General features: G+C 69.6%; 10 protein-coding genes. 4 read left to right on the forward strand and 6 right to left on the reverse strand.

Annotation, left to right across the window (positions count from 1 at the left end; all coding sequences use genetic code 11):
• Nucleotides 1-73: 73 nt before the first annotated feature.
• The 4 genes from ACFU4Z_RS09350 to ACFU4Z_RS09365 form a co-directional block, all read right to left on the reverse strand.
• The gene (locus ACFU4Z_RS09350; protein ID WP_379060962.1) at nt 74-1,930 is read right to left on the reverse strand and encodes an NTP transferase domain-containing protein; all 1,857 of its coding nucleotides are present in this window, start codon (nt 1,928-1,930) and stop codon (nt 74-76) included.
• Between the two features lie 83 nt (nt 1,931-2,013).
• Entirely contained in the window at nt 2,014-2,763 is a 750-nt protein-coding gene (locus tag ACFU4Z_RS09355; RefSeq protein ID WP_379060963.1) for a VOC family protein, read from the reverse strand.
• A gap of 51 nt (nt 2,764-2,814) precedes the next feature.
• On the reverse strand, nt 2,815-3,126 hold the full coding sequence (locus ACFU4Z_RS09360; protein WP_379060964.1) for an MGMT family protein: 312 nt from the start codon (nt 3,124-3,126) through the stop codon (nt 2,815-2,817).
• Nucleotides 3,127-3,131: 5 nt separating this feature from the next.
• Nucleotides 3,132-3,908 (reverse strand): alpha/beta fold hydrolase, encoded by a 777-nt coding sequence (locus ACFU4Z_RS09365; protein ID WP_379060965.1) that lies wholly within the window; start codon nt 3,906-3,908, stop codon nt 3,132-3,134.
• A gap of 97 nt (nt 3,909-4,005) precedes the next feature.
• Between ACFU4Z_RS09365 and ACFU4Z_RS09370 the strand changes: the two genes are divergently transcribed.
• Together ACFU4Z_RS09370 and ACFU4Z_RS09375 are read left to right on the forward strand one after the other, a co-directional pair.
• Nucleotides 4,006-7,926: a PD-(D/E)XK nuclease family protein gene (locus ACFU4Z_RS09370; RefSeq protein ID WP_379061650.1), complete on the forward strand. Its 3,921-nt coding sequence runs from the start codon at nt 4,006-4,008 to the stop codon at nt 7,924-7,926.
• Nucleotides 7,927-8,361: 435 nt separating this feature from the next.
• Nucleotides 8,362-12,840 (forward strand): UvrD-helicase domain-containing protein, encoded by a 4,479-nt coding sequence (locus tag ACFU4Z_RS09375; RefSeq protein ID WP_379060966.1) that lies wholly within the window; start codon nt 8,362-8,364, stop codon nt 12,838-12,840.
• On the opposite strand, the gene ACFU4Z_RS09380 is transcribed toward ACFU4Z_RS09375, so the two are convergent.
• The gene (locus tag ACFU4Z_RS09380; RefSeq protein WP_379060967.1) at nt 12,797-13,207 is read right to left on the reverse strand and encodes a hypothetical protein; all 411 of its coding nucleotides are present in this window, start codon (nt 13,205-13,207) and stop codon (nt 12,797-12,799) included. The two genes, ACFU4Z_RS09375 and ACFU4Z_RS09380, sit on opposite strands and share 44 nt — an antisense overlap.
• Before the next feature lie 139 nt (nt 13,208-13,346).
• Between ACFU4Z_RS09380 and ACFU4Z_RS09385 the strand changes: the two genes are divergently transcribed.
• Nucleotides 13,347-14,399, forward strand: coding sequence for a potassium channel family protein (locus ACFU4Z_RS09385; protein ID WP_379060968.1), 1,053 nt, complete (start codon nt 13,347-13,349; stop codon nt 14,397-14,399).
• Nucleotides 14,400-14,460: 61 nt separating this feature from the next.
• A complete protein-coding gene (gene nudC / locus ACFU4Z_RS09390) occupies nt 14,461-15,360 on the forward strand; it encodes an NAD(+) diphosphatase (RefSeq protein ID WP_379060970.1) in 900 nt (299 codons plus the stop codon).
• A gap of 76 nt (nt 15,361-15,436) precedes the next feature.
• Here nudC and ACFU4Z_RS09395 read toward each other — a convergent pair whose 3' ends face one another.
• The gene (locus ACFU4Z_RS09395; protein WP_379061652.1) at nt 15,437-15,667 is read right to left on the reverse strand and encodes a mycoredoxin; all 231 of its coding nucleotides are present in this window, start codon (nt 15,665-15,667) and stop codon (nt 15,437-15,439) included.
• Nucleotides 15,668-15,923: the final 256 nt, after the last annotated feature.

Here is a 15,923-nt window from a genome sequence, read left to right on the forward strand (position 1 = left end):
GGAAGGAAAATGCCGATGTGTCGGACGATTCGTGGCAATTTCGGTGGAAATGGGCGGAAATAAGCGGCCGAAATCAGCCCAGCAGCGGCAGGAATTCGACCTGATCGTCGTCGGTGGCCGCGGTGGGGACGATGACCAAGCCGTCGCGGTCGATGAGGCCGCCGAGATGGGTGGTTCGGACGTCGGCGTCGCCGTGCCAGCCGCCGTCCTGGTCGATACGGGCCGGGACGATACGGGGAACCGGGCCCGCGATCTCGGAGGCGTTGTGCAGGGGGCCGGTCAGTGCGCGCCGCGGTGGGCTGCCGATGCGGCCGTCGACGAGGGCTGGAGCCAGCGCCATCATGATGGCGACGGCGGCGAAGGGGTTGCCGGGCAGGCCGAGGACGGCGGTGCCCGAGGGGAGTTCCGCGACGACGGTGGAGCCGCCGGGGCGTAGGCGCAGCCGGTGCACGAGGATCCTGGCGTCCGCACGGGTCAAGGCGCCGCGCAACTGGTCGGCGGCGCCGCTTCCGGTCGCACCGACGATCACCAGGACATCGCAATCGTTTGCGGCGGTGAGGACTTCGTCGAATCCATTGGGGGTGTCGCGCAGGTGGACGCGGGCGATGGTGTGAATGCCGTACCACGACAACATGTCCGGCAGCACCGGGCCGATGGAATCGCGGGTCTGGCCGGCGCGCAAGGGGCCCCTGCTGCGGATTTCGTCGCCGGTCATGACAATGCGGGCCCGGACCGGGCCGCGGACCAGTGCTTCGGTCGCCTCCACGCTGGCGGCCGCCGAGATCAGGGTCGCACTGACAGGGGCGCCTTCGGGTGCGATCAGATCGCCGCGCCTGCGGTCCTCGCCGCTGCGGCGGATGTCGTCGCGCAGGGGGGTGCCGGGAAGCCGGTGCAGCGTATTGTCCGCCTCGACACTCGCGAACTCGTCCCGCACGACGTGGGTGGTGCCGTCGGGCACGTGCGCGCCGGTGGCGATGCGCACCGCCTCTCCGGTCAGCAATCCGACAGGGCGCTGCCCACCCGCGAAGCCGATATCGCGGCGCAGGCGCCACGGGCCGTCGCCTGCGACCGCGTATCCGTCCATCGCCGACACATCGAAGCGAGGCAGCGGGCCGACGGCCGACAGCGGCGCGGCCAGTGCCGCGCCGCGGACCGAACGGAGGTCGGCACGATACGCGGTCAGCCGAGAGATATCGGTGCGCAGCGTGTTTCGCGCCTCGTCGAGAGTCAGTGTGGGGCGCTCCCGTCGCGACGCGGCGACGGCCGAGGTCGGCCCTTCGGGTCTTGCCCCTGCCGACCGGGAGGGAGCGGGCGGCCTGGCCTGCGGCGCGGCGCTCGTGTCGGCCGCGTCGTCCACCGTCCGCGCCGCCGCTCGCGCGCGACGGACCTGCTCGTCGGTGTCGCAATCGGCGATCCCCGGCATCGCCACGGTCACCGTATCGGTCGGAACCAGCGCCTTCATCGGCTGATTGACCAGCGCATCCAGCTTCGCGATGGCCGCGGCGAGCGCCGAGCGCCGCCACACTCCGGTGAGGTACTGCGGCCGCCCGGACTCATCGGCGGCGAATACCGCCTCAGCGCCGGATTCGGTGGCGTGCCTGATCAATTCGACGACCACCGCCCCGGTCAGGAACGGCATGTCCGCGGCGAGCACCACCACGAGCGGCGACGCGGTGGTGCCGAGCGCCCGCAAGCCCGCGTCGACCGCGGCCACCGGTCCCGACCCCGGCGGGACTTCCCGGACCTGCCGGATCGCTGAATCCAGCTCCGGCCGCTGCGGCCCGACGACGACGGTGCGCACACACCCTGAGACGGCGGCAAGGGCCGCGTCGAGCATGGATCGTCCGCCGATGATGATGGCGGGTTTGTCCACGCCGCCCATGCGGCTGGCACGTCCGCCCGCGAGGATGATCGCGTCGACGGCCGTCACGAGCCGAAACCTGGAGCGAGGAACAACATGGCCGACATGCTAATTCGTCGGCGCCGCACAACCGCCCAAGCGAGCGCGGTCGATCAGACCGTCGTGTAGCTCGAGGCCGGTCGGAGCAGGCAGAACTCATTGGTCTCCGGATCGGCGAGCACCTGCCCCGGCGCGCCACCGACATCCCCGGTGGAGATCTGTGTCGCGCCCGCCGCGCGGAGCCGGGCGACCTCCGCTGCCTGGTCGTCGGAGGGGAAGGAGGACAGATCCAGGTGTAGCCGATTGCGTCCGCACTTCACGTCGGGCGTCCATACGAACTCCAGCCAGGAACCGAGCCCCGTCGCCGAACGCAGGCCGGCTACCTGCGCGCCTGCGTGTTCCATCGGCCAGCCGGACGCGGCGGACCAGAACTCGGCAAGCCGGACCGGTTCGTGCGTGTCGATGACGATCGCCGCGACCGCGCCGGTGTCCACGTACTCCTCCCTCGGCTCCAGCACACAGAATTCATTGCCCTCCGGATCGGCGAGCACCACCCACGGCACCGTCCCCTGGCCGATGTCGATCCGGCGCGCACCGAGCGAAAGCGCCCGATCGACTTGCACGCGCTGGTGGTCGATGGATCGACTGGCGAGGTCGAGGTGGATGCGGTTCTTCCCGCGCTTCGCGCACGCCGCTGGGAGGAAGGTCAGGGCCAGCTCGAGACCGTCGGGGTCGGGCGCCGCGACATCGACTTCGTCGGCGCGGTCCACGGTCACCCCCCAGCCGAGCAACTCGGCCCAGAAGTTCGCGACGAACCGCGGCCGGTCTGCATCGAACACGACACAGGACAGGCGGGTGGACATGACTTCCACGGTAACCGGCGAAGGTGGGCGGCGTGACGGGATTGCGCGGCACTACCCGTTCGGTGTGTCGGGGAAGGAGAAACGCGCTGCGCGCAGGTCGACGCGCCCGTCGCGGATCGCGACACCTTCCTCGGCGAGCCGCCGTAGTTGGCGCTCGGCCAGGTGCGCGGCCGGCTTGCCGCCCGCCCCGATCACGCGATGCCATGGCAGATCCGCGGCGTCGGTGCGCATGATCCAGCCGACCGTGCGCGGCGTGGAAAGCCCCGCCGCCGCGGCGATGTCGCCGTAGGTGGCCACCCGGCCGAGCGGGATCGTCGCGACCAGCGCGCGGACCAGCTCGACCTGGGCATCCGAGGTGGCCATCGGGATCAGAGCACCGATCGGATCAGCGCCGCCGTCTCGGCGGGCCGGATCTGGGCCACCATGTGATCGCAGTCCCATTCGAGCAGCGTCAGATTGTCGCCGAGCCGCTCGAACAGGGCGGCACGGAACTCCGGTGTCACGAACGGCGGCACCACCTTCATGGCCTGCACGAGCACCGTCGGCAGATCGCGCGGCGGCAGCACGTAGTGGCGGGCGAGCTGACCCCAGTAGGAATTGACGGCGGGCAGGCTGATCCGCCATCCGACGCGGCCGTCGGCGGTCGGCATCAGATGCTCGGCCAGTTCCGCGTCCAGCAGGCGCGGGTCCACTTCGCTCCAGCCGGTCGCCATCTTGTCTCGACGCGCATGCTCGACGTCGACGTAGTCCGGCGAGGCCAGACTCGACAGCGCGACATCCATGAGCAGTTCGGGTTCCAAGGCGATAGCCGAGTCGAGCAACACCAACTTGCGCACCAATTCCGGATGGCTATCGGCGAGGTGCAGCGCACACGCGCCGCCGAACGAGTGCGCGACCACCACAACGGGTTCGTCGGTTTCCGCGGCGAGCACCCCGGCGAGATCGGCGACGATGGTCTCGAAGTTCCACGGCGGCAGCCCGGTCGAGCGTCCGTGTCCACGCAGGTCAGGAGCGATTATTCGGACATCGGGCAGGTGCTCGGTCGCGATGGCTTCCCAGCGTTTGCCGTGGCCGACGACGCCGTGCAGGGCTAGGACGATCGGTCCGTCGGCGGGCCCGAACCGGTGGACATGAAGAGAGGACACGGTATCTATTTTGACGTGTATCGAAACCCCTCGCAGCCCGAGCCGACCCGGAGCGGCGTGTGGTGTGTCGGTCGCGTCTGTTGCAATAGCCCGCGTGGTGCGATCCGATAGCGCGGTGCGACTTGTTCGCCGAAACGTGGCGGCACCCCGGCCTCGGGTCTGGGGTGCCGATGTCCGCGCGCTGTTCGACGCCCAGGCCGCGATCGGCCCGATCCGCCCGGGATGGCGGCCGTGGCAGGTGCTCGGCGGGCCGGGCACCGGCAAGACCACCCTGTTGATCGATCTGGCCGCCGATCGGATCGCCGCGGGAGCCGACCCGGAATCAGTGCTGGTGCTGACCCATTCGAAACAGGCGGCGAGCGCGCTGCGCGATGCCATCACCGCCCGGCTGACCGGCTCCGAACCCGACGCCGAACCGGGCGTGCCCGGCGCGACGCGCGAACCGCTGGTTCGCACGCTGCACTCCTACGCATTCTCGGTGTTACGCAGGCACGCCACCGCGCACGGCAACCCGCCGCCACGTTTGCTGACCGGTGCCGAGCAGGATGCCGTGCTCCGCGAGATGCTGCGCGGCGACCTGATCGATATCGCGGCGGGGGCGACCGGATTGTGGCCCGAACGGTTGCAGCCCGCACTGAGTCTCGGTGGGTTCGCCGAACAGTTGCGCGACCTGATGCTGCGGGCCACCGAGCGCGGGCTCGGACCGGAGGACCTGGTCCGCCTCGGCCGTGAGCATGCTCGGCCCGAGTGGGTGGCGGCGGGCAAGTTCGCGGTGCGGTACGAGCAGACGATGCTGCTGCGCTGGTCGGTGGGAGTGGAGGCGCCCGAGGCGACCGCGCCAGCGCTGGATGCCGCCGAGCTCGTCGGCGCCGCCCTCGACGCCTTGGCCGGCGACGCGAATCTGCTTGCCGCGGAACGCGCTCGGATCCGATACCTCCTCGTCGACGACGCTCAGCATCTGGATCCACAGGCCGCGCTGCTGATTCGGGTGATCGGCAACGCCGCGCAGACCGCGGTGGTCGCGGGCGACCCGGACCAGGGCGTCTTCACTTTCCGTGGCGCGGACACCCGTTTCGTCGCCGACCTCGATACACCGGAGGGGCAACGAATCATCCTGCGGGACAACCACCGATCGGGCGGTCAGGTGGAGCTGGCGGTGGCCAGGATCGCGGCCAAGTTGCCAGGTAGTGCGCCGCAACGGTTTTCGCTGCCGAGGCGCGATACCGAACCGGAAGACGACGGTAGCGCGGTGCGGGTCCGGGTGCTGGCCACTCCGGCGAAGGAAGCCGGGCTGATCGCCGACTATTTGCGGCGCGCCCATCTCACCGCGGGCGTGCCATGGTCGCGCATGGCGGTGATCGTGCGTTCGGTGCCGCTATCGCTGGCGCCGCTGCGGCGCGCGCTGCTGGCGGCCGGGGTGCCGGTGCAACAACCCGCGCTCGATGCGCCGCTGGCCCGACGGCGCGGCGCGGCCTGGATGCTGCTCGCATTGCGCGCTGCACTCGCGAGCGAGCCTGCGAAGCGCAGTGCGCCGCCGACGACCGAGCCGATGTTCTCCGACGAGGATGCGCTCGACCTGGTCGGCGGGCCGCTCGGTGGCGCCGATCAGATCAGTCTGCGCAGGCTGCGGCGTGGTATTCGACGCAGCGTGCTGGAGTCGCAGCGGAACGGAAAGTCCGGTGCCGGATTCGCGGGGGATGACGACGACGGCGGTCTGCTGGATCGGTCCTCGGCGGAGGTGCTGCGGGATCTGCTGATCGGTATCGCCGACCGCGAGCTCATCGAGCGGCTGACCGATGTGGAGGCCGCACCGCTGCGCCGGGTGCTCGACGCGTTGGATCGGGCTCGCACGGCCCGGCGCAAAGGCGCCGGACTCGAAGACGTGATGTGGGCGCTGTGGACCGGGTCCCGACTGGAGCGGCGCTGGGTCGCGCAGTCCGAACGCGGTGGCGCGATCGGGATGCAGGCCGATCGGGACCTCGATGCGGTGGTCGGTCTCTTCGACGCTGCCGCCGCCTATGTCGACCGGCTGCCGCGTGCCAGCGTCGAGGGATTCGTCGAATACCTACTGCAACAGGAGATCCCGCACGACACGACGTCGCTGACCGCGCCCGGGGAAGCTGTCGCGCTGCTCAGCGCGCACGCGGCCGCGGGCCGGGAGTGGGATGTGGTCGCGGTTGCCGCGGTGCAGGAAGGCATCTGGCCGAATCCGCGTCCACGCGGCACGCTGCTCGGCAACGAGGACCTGGTGGATGTGACAGCGGGGATCGCCGATGCCGGGGAGCGCGTGAGCCGCGCGGCGCCGATCCTGGCCGAGGAACGCAGGCTGCTGCTGGTGGCGTGCAGCAGGGCTCGGCAATCGCTGCTGGTCACCGCGGTGGAATCGGTATCGGGCGACCGCGATCTCGTGCCGTCCCGTTTCCTGGCCGAGCTCCTCGGACACGACGACGACGGTGAACCCGGCGCGCTTCCGGTCGTCGATCCCGGCCGGGCCCTGGTGATGCATTCCCTGGTCGCCGAAATGCGCGGCGTGGTCTGCGATTCCGAGGCAGATCCGGAACGCAGGCGCCGCGCGGCCCACCAACTGGCCCGGCTCGCGAGTGCGGGCATTCGCGGCACCCACCCCGAAGACTGGTACGGCACAGCCGATCTCAGCTCGTCGCGGTCGCTGTGGGACGAGGACGACACCGCCGTCGCGCTGTCACCGTCCACGGTGGAACTCTTGCGCACCTGCCCGCTGCGCTGGGCATTGGAACGGCACGGCGGCACCGACGGCGACAACCCGCACGCGGTCAAGGGCAACCTGGTGCACACGCTGGTCCAAGCGCTGGCCGGAAAGGTGCCGGAGGCACAGGTCCAGGCCGCGCTCGACAAGGCATGGCAGGCCATCGATCCCGGCACCGGCTGGCACTCCCGCCAGGAGTTGCGCCGCACCGAGGCCATGCTGGAGACATTCATGGCCTGGGTCCGCAACACCCGAGGCGAACTCACCCAGGCCGGCGTCGAGGTCCCGGTCGACTGCGTTCTACCCGCACGCGCGGAAGACGAACGCCCCGTCCGCATCCGCGGTCGAGTCGACCGATTGGAACGCGACGCTCTCGGCCGCTTCGTGATCGTCGACGTGAAGACGGGCAAGTCCCCGGTCACCAAACAAGCCGCCGCCGACCATGCCCAACTCGCGACCTATCAGGTAGCCGCGGCGATGGGTGCGCTCGACCCGACGATGGGCACGTCGGATGACAACCCACGCGAACCGGGTGACTTCGACACCCAAGCCCGAGGCTCGGAATCCCGTTCTCCCGCACTCGAATCGAGGCGCGTCACCACTGAATCCTGGAGCTTGCCCGACGACGCCGAACTCGGCGATGTCGCGGGCGAACCCGGCGGACCAGCCGGTATGGCCGGTGTCGTAGCCGGAGCTCCGAGGTCACCGGCCGGCCCGGGTGGCACCGGTGTGCGTGCTGGTGTGTGGGGAGAGTCCGGTGCGGGCGCAGCCGACGGACCTCGGGCCGAGGCCGATGGGGCGGCGGGAACCCCTGAAGTCACCACCGCTGGAACGTCGAGCGCAACAGCCGACCCGATCAGCGCCGCAGGTTCGCGTGGTGAGGTCGTGAACGAGTCCAGTGGAACCGTGGGTGAGCTCAGTGGAACTGTGAGTGAGTCCGGTGGACCTGTCAGTGAGCCCGGTGGTGCTGTGGGTGAGTCCGATGGTGGCGTAGGTGAATTCGAGGGGGCTCCCGGCAGGGCCATCGGTGAAGCCAATGGGCCGATGGGGGAGCCTGGTGGGGCACGGCTGGTCTACGTCGCCAAGCCGAGCAGCAAGGAAGGCGCGACCCAGCGGATGCAGTTGCCGCTGGATGCCGAAGCTCTCGAGAAATGGCGCGGCACCATTCACGACGCGGCGGCCGCCACCCAGGGCCCGAGCTACCTCGCCATGCGCAACGATGGCTGCAGGCACTGCTCGGTCGCGGGCAGCTGCCCGGTCCAGGACACCGGGAGGCAGGTGACCGACGAGTGAGGCACTACCTCGAGCGAGCCGTGGGCGCGGGTCCTTCGGGAACTGTGGTGTCGTGTGCCGGTGCGGCGCCGTCGGCGACGGACCGGCGGCGAATGGACCGCGAGCCCAAGGCGCACGGGGCCTGCGGTGTCAGCCGTCGGCGAGGTGGCACCGTGAGGGTGCGTAGCGACCTGACCTGCGCCCCGGCTTCGACGCGGGCGATGCCGGGTTCTGACGAGGCGAAATCGTGAGACAGCACACAGGCAGGGGCGTCCGTGCTGGGACTACGAGAGCTGTGGTGCCCGATGTTGGCCGGGGTGTGCGTGTGGGGGAGCATGGCGGTCTGGCTGTGGTGTCGGGTGCTGGTCGGGGTGTGAGTGTGAGGGAGCTCGACGATCGGGCCGTCGGCGCTGGGGCTTCGGCGGCTGCGGCGCCGCGTGGTCGCGTGGCACAGTCGTGAGTCGGGTGACGCCGTATCGGCTGGCGGAGGCGCTCGGTTTGCCGCCGCCAACCGATGAGCAGGCTGCGGTGATCGCGGCTCCGCCGGGGCCGACGCTGGTGGTGGCCGGTGCGGGCGCGGGCAAGACGGAGACCATGGCTGCCAGGGTGGTGTGGATGGTGGCCAATCGACTGGTGCTGCCCGATGAGGTGCTCGGGTTGACCTTTACCCGAAAAGCCGCACAGCAGTTGACCTCTCGTATTCGTACTCGGCTGGCCAGGCTGGCGGGGTCGCCGCTGTTGCGCGATCTCGATGTCAGTGGCGAATTGCGCGCGCAGTTGGCCGGCGCCGAGCCGGAGATCAGCACCTATCACTCGTATGCGGGCAGGCTGCTCACCGAACACGGACTGTTGCTTCCGGTGGAACCCTCGGCGACGCTGCTCACCGAAACCCAGCTCTGGCAGCTCGCGCACCAAGTGGTGCGCAATTGGGATGGTGACCTGGATACCGAGCGCACCCCGGTGTCGGTGACCGAGGCGGTGCTCGCGCTGTCCGGACAGCTCGCCGAACACCTGGTGGAACCCGAACAGCTGGCCGAAGTGCACACCGAACTCGAAAAACTGGTGTTCACGCTGCCCGCAGGCCCACGACAGCGCGGGGGGCCGAGCCAGACGTTGCTCAATATCGTTCAGGTGCAACGCGAACGCGTCGCACTCCTGCCGCTGGTCCAGCAACTGGCCGAGGCGCTGCGGCGTCGCGGCGCCCTGGACTTCGGCGCCCAGATGTCCCTGGCCGCCCGCCTCGCCGCCGAGCACCCCGAGGTCGCCACCGCCGAACGGGCCCGCTTCCGTCTGGTCCTGCTCGACGAATACCAGGACACCGGCCACGCCCAACGCGTCCTGCTTTCCGCATTGTTCGGCGGCACACTACCTGCCGAGCGACAGCGCCACCCCGGTCGAGCCTCGACCACCACCACTGCCCGGCCCACCGCCGTCGAGCCACCCCGCCGTGCCCAGTCCCCAGCGATCGAGCCGCCCACGAACTTCGAACCCGCATCGGACCATGCCCCGCCCCCGAACTTCGAGCCCTCTGCGTACCCTGCGTCGTCTCCGGATTTCGAGCCTCCGCCGGATTTCGAACCCCCTCCGGACCTAGAGCCACCACGGGATTTCGACCCGTCGCAGCATCGGAGCCGACTGCCGGATTCAGGTGACCGGCAAGGCTCGGTTGGTGAGTCGGGCTCTGGCCTGGGATCGGTTTCAGGTGACCGGCAAGGTTCGGTTGGTGAGTCGGGCTCTGGCCTGGGATCGGTTTCAGGTGACCGGGAACGCTCCGTTGCCGAGTCGGACCCCAGTCTGTCGTCGGGCTCCGGACTGCTGTCGGACTCGGATGCCCGGTCGGGCTCAGGTGCAGCGTCGGGCTCGAACGCGCGGCCGCCCTCTAGCTCGCGGCCGCACGCGGGCCCCCCTGCGGTCTCTGACCGTCGTTCGAGCGCGAGCCAGCGATCGGATGCTGATCCGAGGTATGGTGCTGTTGACACTGTGCGGTCCAGCGCACCCGAAAATGTCGACAGCTCAGCACATTTCGTGCACGCCGGGCAGGGCAGGCAACGGTTGGCGGTGACGGCGGTCGGTGATCCGATGCAGTCGATCTATGGCTGGCGCGGTGCTTCCGCGGCTAACCTGCCGCGGTTCGCGACCGACTTTCCCGTCGCACCCGGTGTCCCCGCGCCGACCCTGCCGCTGTTGACCAGCTGGCGGAATCCGCCGGAGGCGCTCGCCCTGGCGAACCTGGTCGCGGAACCGTTGCGGCGCAGTGCGATCGATGCGGGCGGGGTGACTGTCGACGCGTTGCGTGCGAAACCTGATGCGGAGCCGGGGGTCGTGGCATTGGCGTTGACCGAAACCGTTGCCGACGAACGGGATTGGGTGGCGGCGCGTATTTCCGGCGAGTGGGCGGTGCGCCGCGCCGCCGACGAGCCGCCGCCCACCTCTGCGGTGCTCGTACGACGCAACGCCGACGCCGCCCCACTCGCGGAAGCTCTTCGCGAGCAGGGACTTCCGGTGGAGATCGTGGGTCTCGGCGGGTTGCTCGCGACGCCGGAGGTCGCCGATATCGTTGCGACGCTGCGGCTGATCGCCGAACCGGGCGCGGGCAGCGCGGCGATGCGGGTGCTCACCGGCGCGCGCTGGCGGATCGGGGTCGCGGACATCGCGGCGCTCGCGCGTCGCGCTCGCGACCTATCGATCAGCCGGCTCACCACGGGCGATGCCAACGAGATCACCGATTCGACCACCCTTGCCGCAGCGCTGCGCGAGGTGGCGCCGGAACCATCCGAGCAGGCAGGGCTGGCCGATGCGATCGCCGATCCCGGTCCGCAGGAACAGTATTCGGAGTCGGGGTTCACGCGGATCGTCGCGCTCGGCCGGGAACTCGCCGCACTGCGGGAGCGCAGTGGCCAGCCGCTCGCGGAACTGGTCGCCGACGTCGAACGCACCATCGGTGTCGGTGTGGAGACCCAGGCCCGGCGGGCTATGGCGGGTGCGGGGGCCGGGCGTGAGCATCTCGATGCCTTCGCCGAGGTGGTCGCCGGGTATGCCAGCGATTCGGGGGCGTCGCTGAGCGGTTTGCTCGCCTTCCTCGCTGCGGCCGAATCGGTGGAGAACGGTTTGGAACCGGGTGAGGTCGAGGTGGCCCGCGATCGCGTGCAGGTGCTGACCGTGCATGCCGCGAAAGGGCTGGAATGGGAGATCGTCGCCGTCCCGCACGTGGCGCGCGGCGTGTTCCCGTCCGGAGCGGCCTCGGGCAGCTGGCTCGGCGCGCTCGCCGAACTGCCGACCACGTTGCGCGGCGATCGCCAACAGGACGACGCCGCCGAAGGCGTTCCGGTCCTCGACCTGTCCGACCTCTACGACCGGGCCGATCTGGACCGCGCGATCAAGGCGCACAAAGAAGCTCTCGACCGCCGTCGCCTCGATGAAGACCGCCGCCTGTTCTACGTCGCACTCACCAGAACCGAACGGGTCCTCCTTGTTTCGGCCCACCACTGGGCCGAGACCGGCACCACCCCCAAGGGTCCGTCCGACTTCCTCCTCGAACTCGAGCACGCCAGCGAGTCCCCGGACAGCCCGGCCAACGGCGCCGTCGAGATCGATCGCTGGGACGACCCGCCCGCCGTCGACGCCGTCAACCCTTTCACCGACAACCCGGCCACCGCCGAGTGGCCCCGCGACCCACTCGGCAACCGTCGCGACCCCATCGAGCAGGGCGCGGCGCTGGTCCGCGCCGCCCTGGAAGAGCTACTCGCACACAGGGAGTCGGTATCCGCCACTGCCACAGTCGATCCCGTGCAGCTCCAGCTGGTGGCGGAGGTTGACGCTTCGGACGACATAGCAGTGATAGTAGGCGGACCCACCGACACGCGAGCCTTGTCCGATGCCGATGCCGATGCCGATGCCGATGCCGATGCCGATGCCGATGCCGATGCCGATGCCGATGCCGATGCCGATGCCGATGCCGGCGGCCCGAAACAGGCTGGAGTGGAAGACGACTCCGGCCGCCCGAACCAGCCCGGGGCTGATGGCGACTCCGAGGGTTGGGATCGGGTTGTAGCCGACCGCGACTCCGACGGCCGGAATCAGGTCGTCGCCGACGGCGATCCCAACGACCCAAGACAGGTCGTAGCCGATGGTGACCCCGGCGACCCGGACCCGGCTGGAGCCGATGGTGACCCCGGCGACTCGGACCCGACCGGTGCGGACGACGACCCCGACGGCTGGGCCGCCGACGTCGACGCCCTCCTGGCCGAACACGAAGCGGCTCGAGCGATCGCGCAGGTGGTGGAACTTCCGGGGCAGATCGCGGCGACCGCGCTCGTCGAGATGCGCGCCGACCCCGCGAAGCTCGCTGCGCGCCTGCGCCGCCCGCTCCCGTTCCCGCCGAACCCCTTGGCGCGCCGCGGCACCGCGTTCCACGCGTGGGTGCAGCGGTGGTTCGGCGCCGACCGGCTACTCGGCCTCGACGAGCTGCCGGGCGCCGCCGATAGCAGCGCCGCCGATGCGGGCGCGGACGTGGAACTGACCAGGATGCAGGACGCATTCCTGAACTCGCCATGGGCGCACCGCAGCCCGCTCGAAGTGGAGATCCCGTTCGAAACCTCCATCGCAGGCACCGTCATCCGCGGCCGGATGGACGCGGTGTTCGCCGAGCCGGGCGGCGGTTGGATCGTGGTGGACTGGAAGACCGGCGCCGAGCCGGGCGCCGCCGAGGAACCGGCGGTCGCAATGCAGTTGGCGGTCTACCGGCTGGCCTGGGCGAGGCTGATGGCGGCCCGAGAAGGCGGCACCGAGCGGGAGATGCTCGACCGCGTCGCCGCCGCTTTCCATTACGTGCGTTCCGGACGCACCATCGCGCCGGTCGCACTGCCCGGCCCCGACGAGCTGGCCGAGCTGATCAGGAGCGCCGCGCCCGTCGGCTCACCTTCAGCGACTGAGTGATCAGCGGCAGCTGTAGCGGCAGCCGCAGCACCGTCCCGATCTTGAATGCCCGCGGCGACTCGGGGTTGCCGAGTACGTCGGCGGCCATCTGCACATTCGCGGGGAACACGACGATGAACAGCAGCGCCGCGAGCCGGCCCCCGAAGCCGCGGGTGCGCGGCAGAGCGAGCGCGGCCGCGACGGTGAGTTCGGCGACTCCGGAGGCGTAGGTGTAGTCGCGGGCCCGGCCCGGCAGCGCGCGCGGCACGATCGAATCGAACGGTTTCGGCCACACGAAGTGCAATACGCCGGATCCGAACAGCAGTGTCGCGAGCATCAGTGCGGGCCGTCGGCCGGTGTCGCGGGGGACGAGAGCTTTATCTGCCATGCCTCACCCTCGCATCCGCCCACTGTTCGCGTTGAGATCGGGCGTCGCCGCGCGAACCGGGTAGGCTCCCGTGCTGTGCCGGAGGGACAAGCAGAGCCGGGGACAGCGATCTCGGCGAGCAACAGGGTTGGTGAGTCCGGTGCTCGGTGATCGAGTCAGGCCCGGAGTGTCCGACCGCCCGGATTTCGCGCTGGTCGGAGTGCTGCGCATTCCGGAAATACAGACGAGTCCATGGATTTCGCTGTCGCGCCGGGTGGCCTTCGCGATCGGGCTGCTGTTCAGCGCGGCGTTGGTGGTCTACCTGGGTCGCCACGGATATCACGACAATTCCGGCGACGAGCTGTCGTTCCTCGACGCGTTGTATTACGCGACGGTGTCGCTGTCCACTACCGGATACGGCGATATCGCTCCGGTGACGGCCGAGGCGCGGCTGGCCAACATCGTCATCATCACGCCGCTGCGCATCCTCTTCCTCATCGTGCTCGTCGGAACCACACTCGGGGTGCTGACCGAACGCTCCCGGCAGGCATTCAAGATTCAGCGTTGGAGGCGCAGCGTGCGTAATCACACCGTGGTCGTCGGATACGGCACGAAGGGTCGCACCGCGATCGACGCCATGATCGGCGACGGCGTGCAGCCCGCCGACATCGTCGTGGTCGACACCGATGTCGTCGCGCTGGAGGCCGCCGCCAGTGCCGGGCTGGTGACCGTGCACGGCTCGGCCACTCAGTCCGATGTGCTCCGGCTGGCCGGTGCGCAGAATGCGTCGGCGGTCGTGGTCGCCACCAACCGCGACGACACCGCTGTCCTCGTCACGCTCACCGCGCGCGAGCTCAATAAGGCGGCCAAGATCGCGGTGGCCATCCGCGAGGCGGAAAACACCCATTTGCTGCGTCAATCCGGCGCGGACTCGGTGGTGGTGTCTTCGGAGACCGCGGGCAGGCTGCTCGGCATCTCCACCACGACGCCGACCGTCGTCGAAATGATGGAGGACCTGCTCACCCCCGAACAGGGTTTCGCGGTGGCCGAACGCGAGGTCGAGGCCTCCGAGATCGGCGGCTCGCCGCGGCATCTCAGCGACATCGTGCTCGGTGTCGTGCGCGGCGGGGAGCTGATCCGGGTCGGCGAGCCCGAGGTCGACGCCATCGAGGCCGGTGACAAATTGCTCTACATTCGCCGCGTGTCCAAGTGACATCGGTGCGCCCGGCACCTGCGCGAGAACCGGCATTCCAGGCGGCAGCTAGTCTCGAAGCGTGGCATTTCAGCTCAATGGTGTTCCGTTGCTGTCCCGTTCCGTCGTCGATCGAGCCGAAGAGGTCAGGGCCGACGCGCAGGCGCTGAAGGAAGGCTGGGCCGAGGCCAGGCTGCTACGGGTGAACCGGCGGGGTCAGGTCAGGTTCGAGGACGGCGCGCTGGTGCTGGATTCGGCGATCGAACTCGCCGCGGAGCCGAGCCCTGCGGCAGTGTTCCTCGGTATCGACAAAGGCATCCACTTGTGGGCGGTGCGCGATCCCGAGCTCACCGGGTCGCTGACCGACCTGCGTGCGATGGCCGGCGGGGTGGACGATTTCACCGCGGGCCTGCTTTCCAGCGCTAGCGCCCTGCTGAACTGGCATGACAAGGCCGGTTTCAATAGCGCCGACGGCGCCGTCACCGTCTCGGCCAAGGGCGGCTGGTCGCGGGTCACCGAGTCCGGATACGAGGAATTCCCGCGCATCGATCCGGCGGTCATCTGCCTGATCCACGATGGCGGCGACCGGGTGCTGTTGGCGCGTCAGCACAGCTGGCCGCAGCCGTTGTTCTCGCTGCTTGCCGGTTTCGTGGAGGCGGGTGAGTCGCTGGAACGCTGCGTCGAGCGCGAGATGCTCGAGGAAGTCGGCCTCGATGTGCGCGACATTCACTATCTCGGCAGCCAGCCGTGGCCGTTCCCGCGCTCGTTGATGCTCGGCTTCGCCGCGGTGGCCGATCCCGAACAGCCACTGGTCTTTTCCGACGGCGAGATCGCCGAGGCGCACTGGTTCACCCGGGCCGAGGTGCGCGAGGCGCTGAGGGCGGGGGACTGGTCGGCCAAGACCGAGAACACACGACTGCTGCTGCCGGGCTCGATCTCCATTGCCCGCACCATCGTCGAATCCTGGGCGGCGCTCGACTGAGCGGGTGCGCCCAGCATGCGAATCCGCGCGGCCCGTATTCGGTCCGCGCGGATGTGCTATTCGGAACTATGCGCCGTCAGGCGATTGCGGCAAGTGCCGACTTGACCGCGGCGAGCGACGGGTTGGTCGCGGTGGAGCCGTCGGCGAACTTCACCGTCGGCACCACGTGGTTGCCGTTGTTGACACTGCCGACGAATTCGGCCGATGTCGGGTCTTGTTCGATGTCGATCTCGACATAGGTGATACCGGCCTCGTTCAGCTGTGTCTTCAGCCTGCGGCAATAGCCGCACCAGGTGGTCGAGTACATCGTCAGGTCAGGCGTCGCGTCAGTCACGGATCGTGCAACGCTCTGTGGTTCGTTCCTGTTCCATATCCGCGCGCCGACGCTTGCCCTGTCCGGCAAGGGCCTGCGCAGCAGGTTCGCGGAGGCCGAGGAAAGCCCGGGCCTCTTGCTCTGGCAAGTGACCAACCGCTGGCAGGCGGCCCAGCGTGCGGCCCTTGCCCCGTTAGACCTCACCCACGTCCAGTAGAGCGGTGAGTTGCCCGATGCCTGTGGCTGCTCG

The sequence above is a fragment of the Nocardia sp. NPDC057440 genome (assembly GCF_042802915.1).
Taxonomy (GTDB): Bacteria; Actinomycetota; Actinomycetes; order Mycobacteriales; family Mycobacteriaceae; genus Nocardia.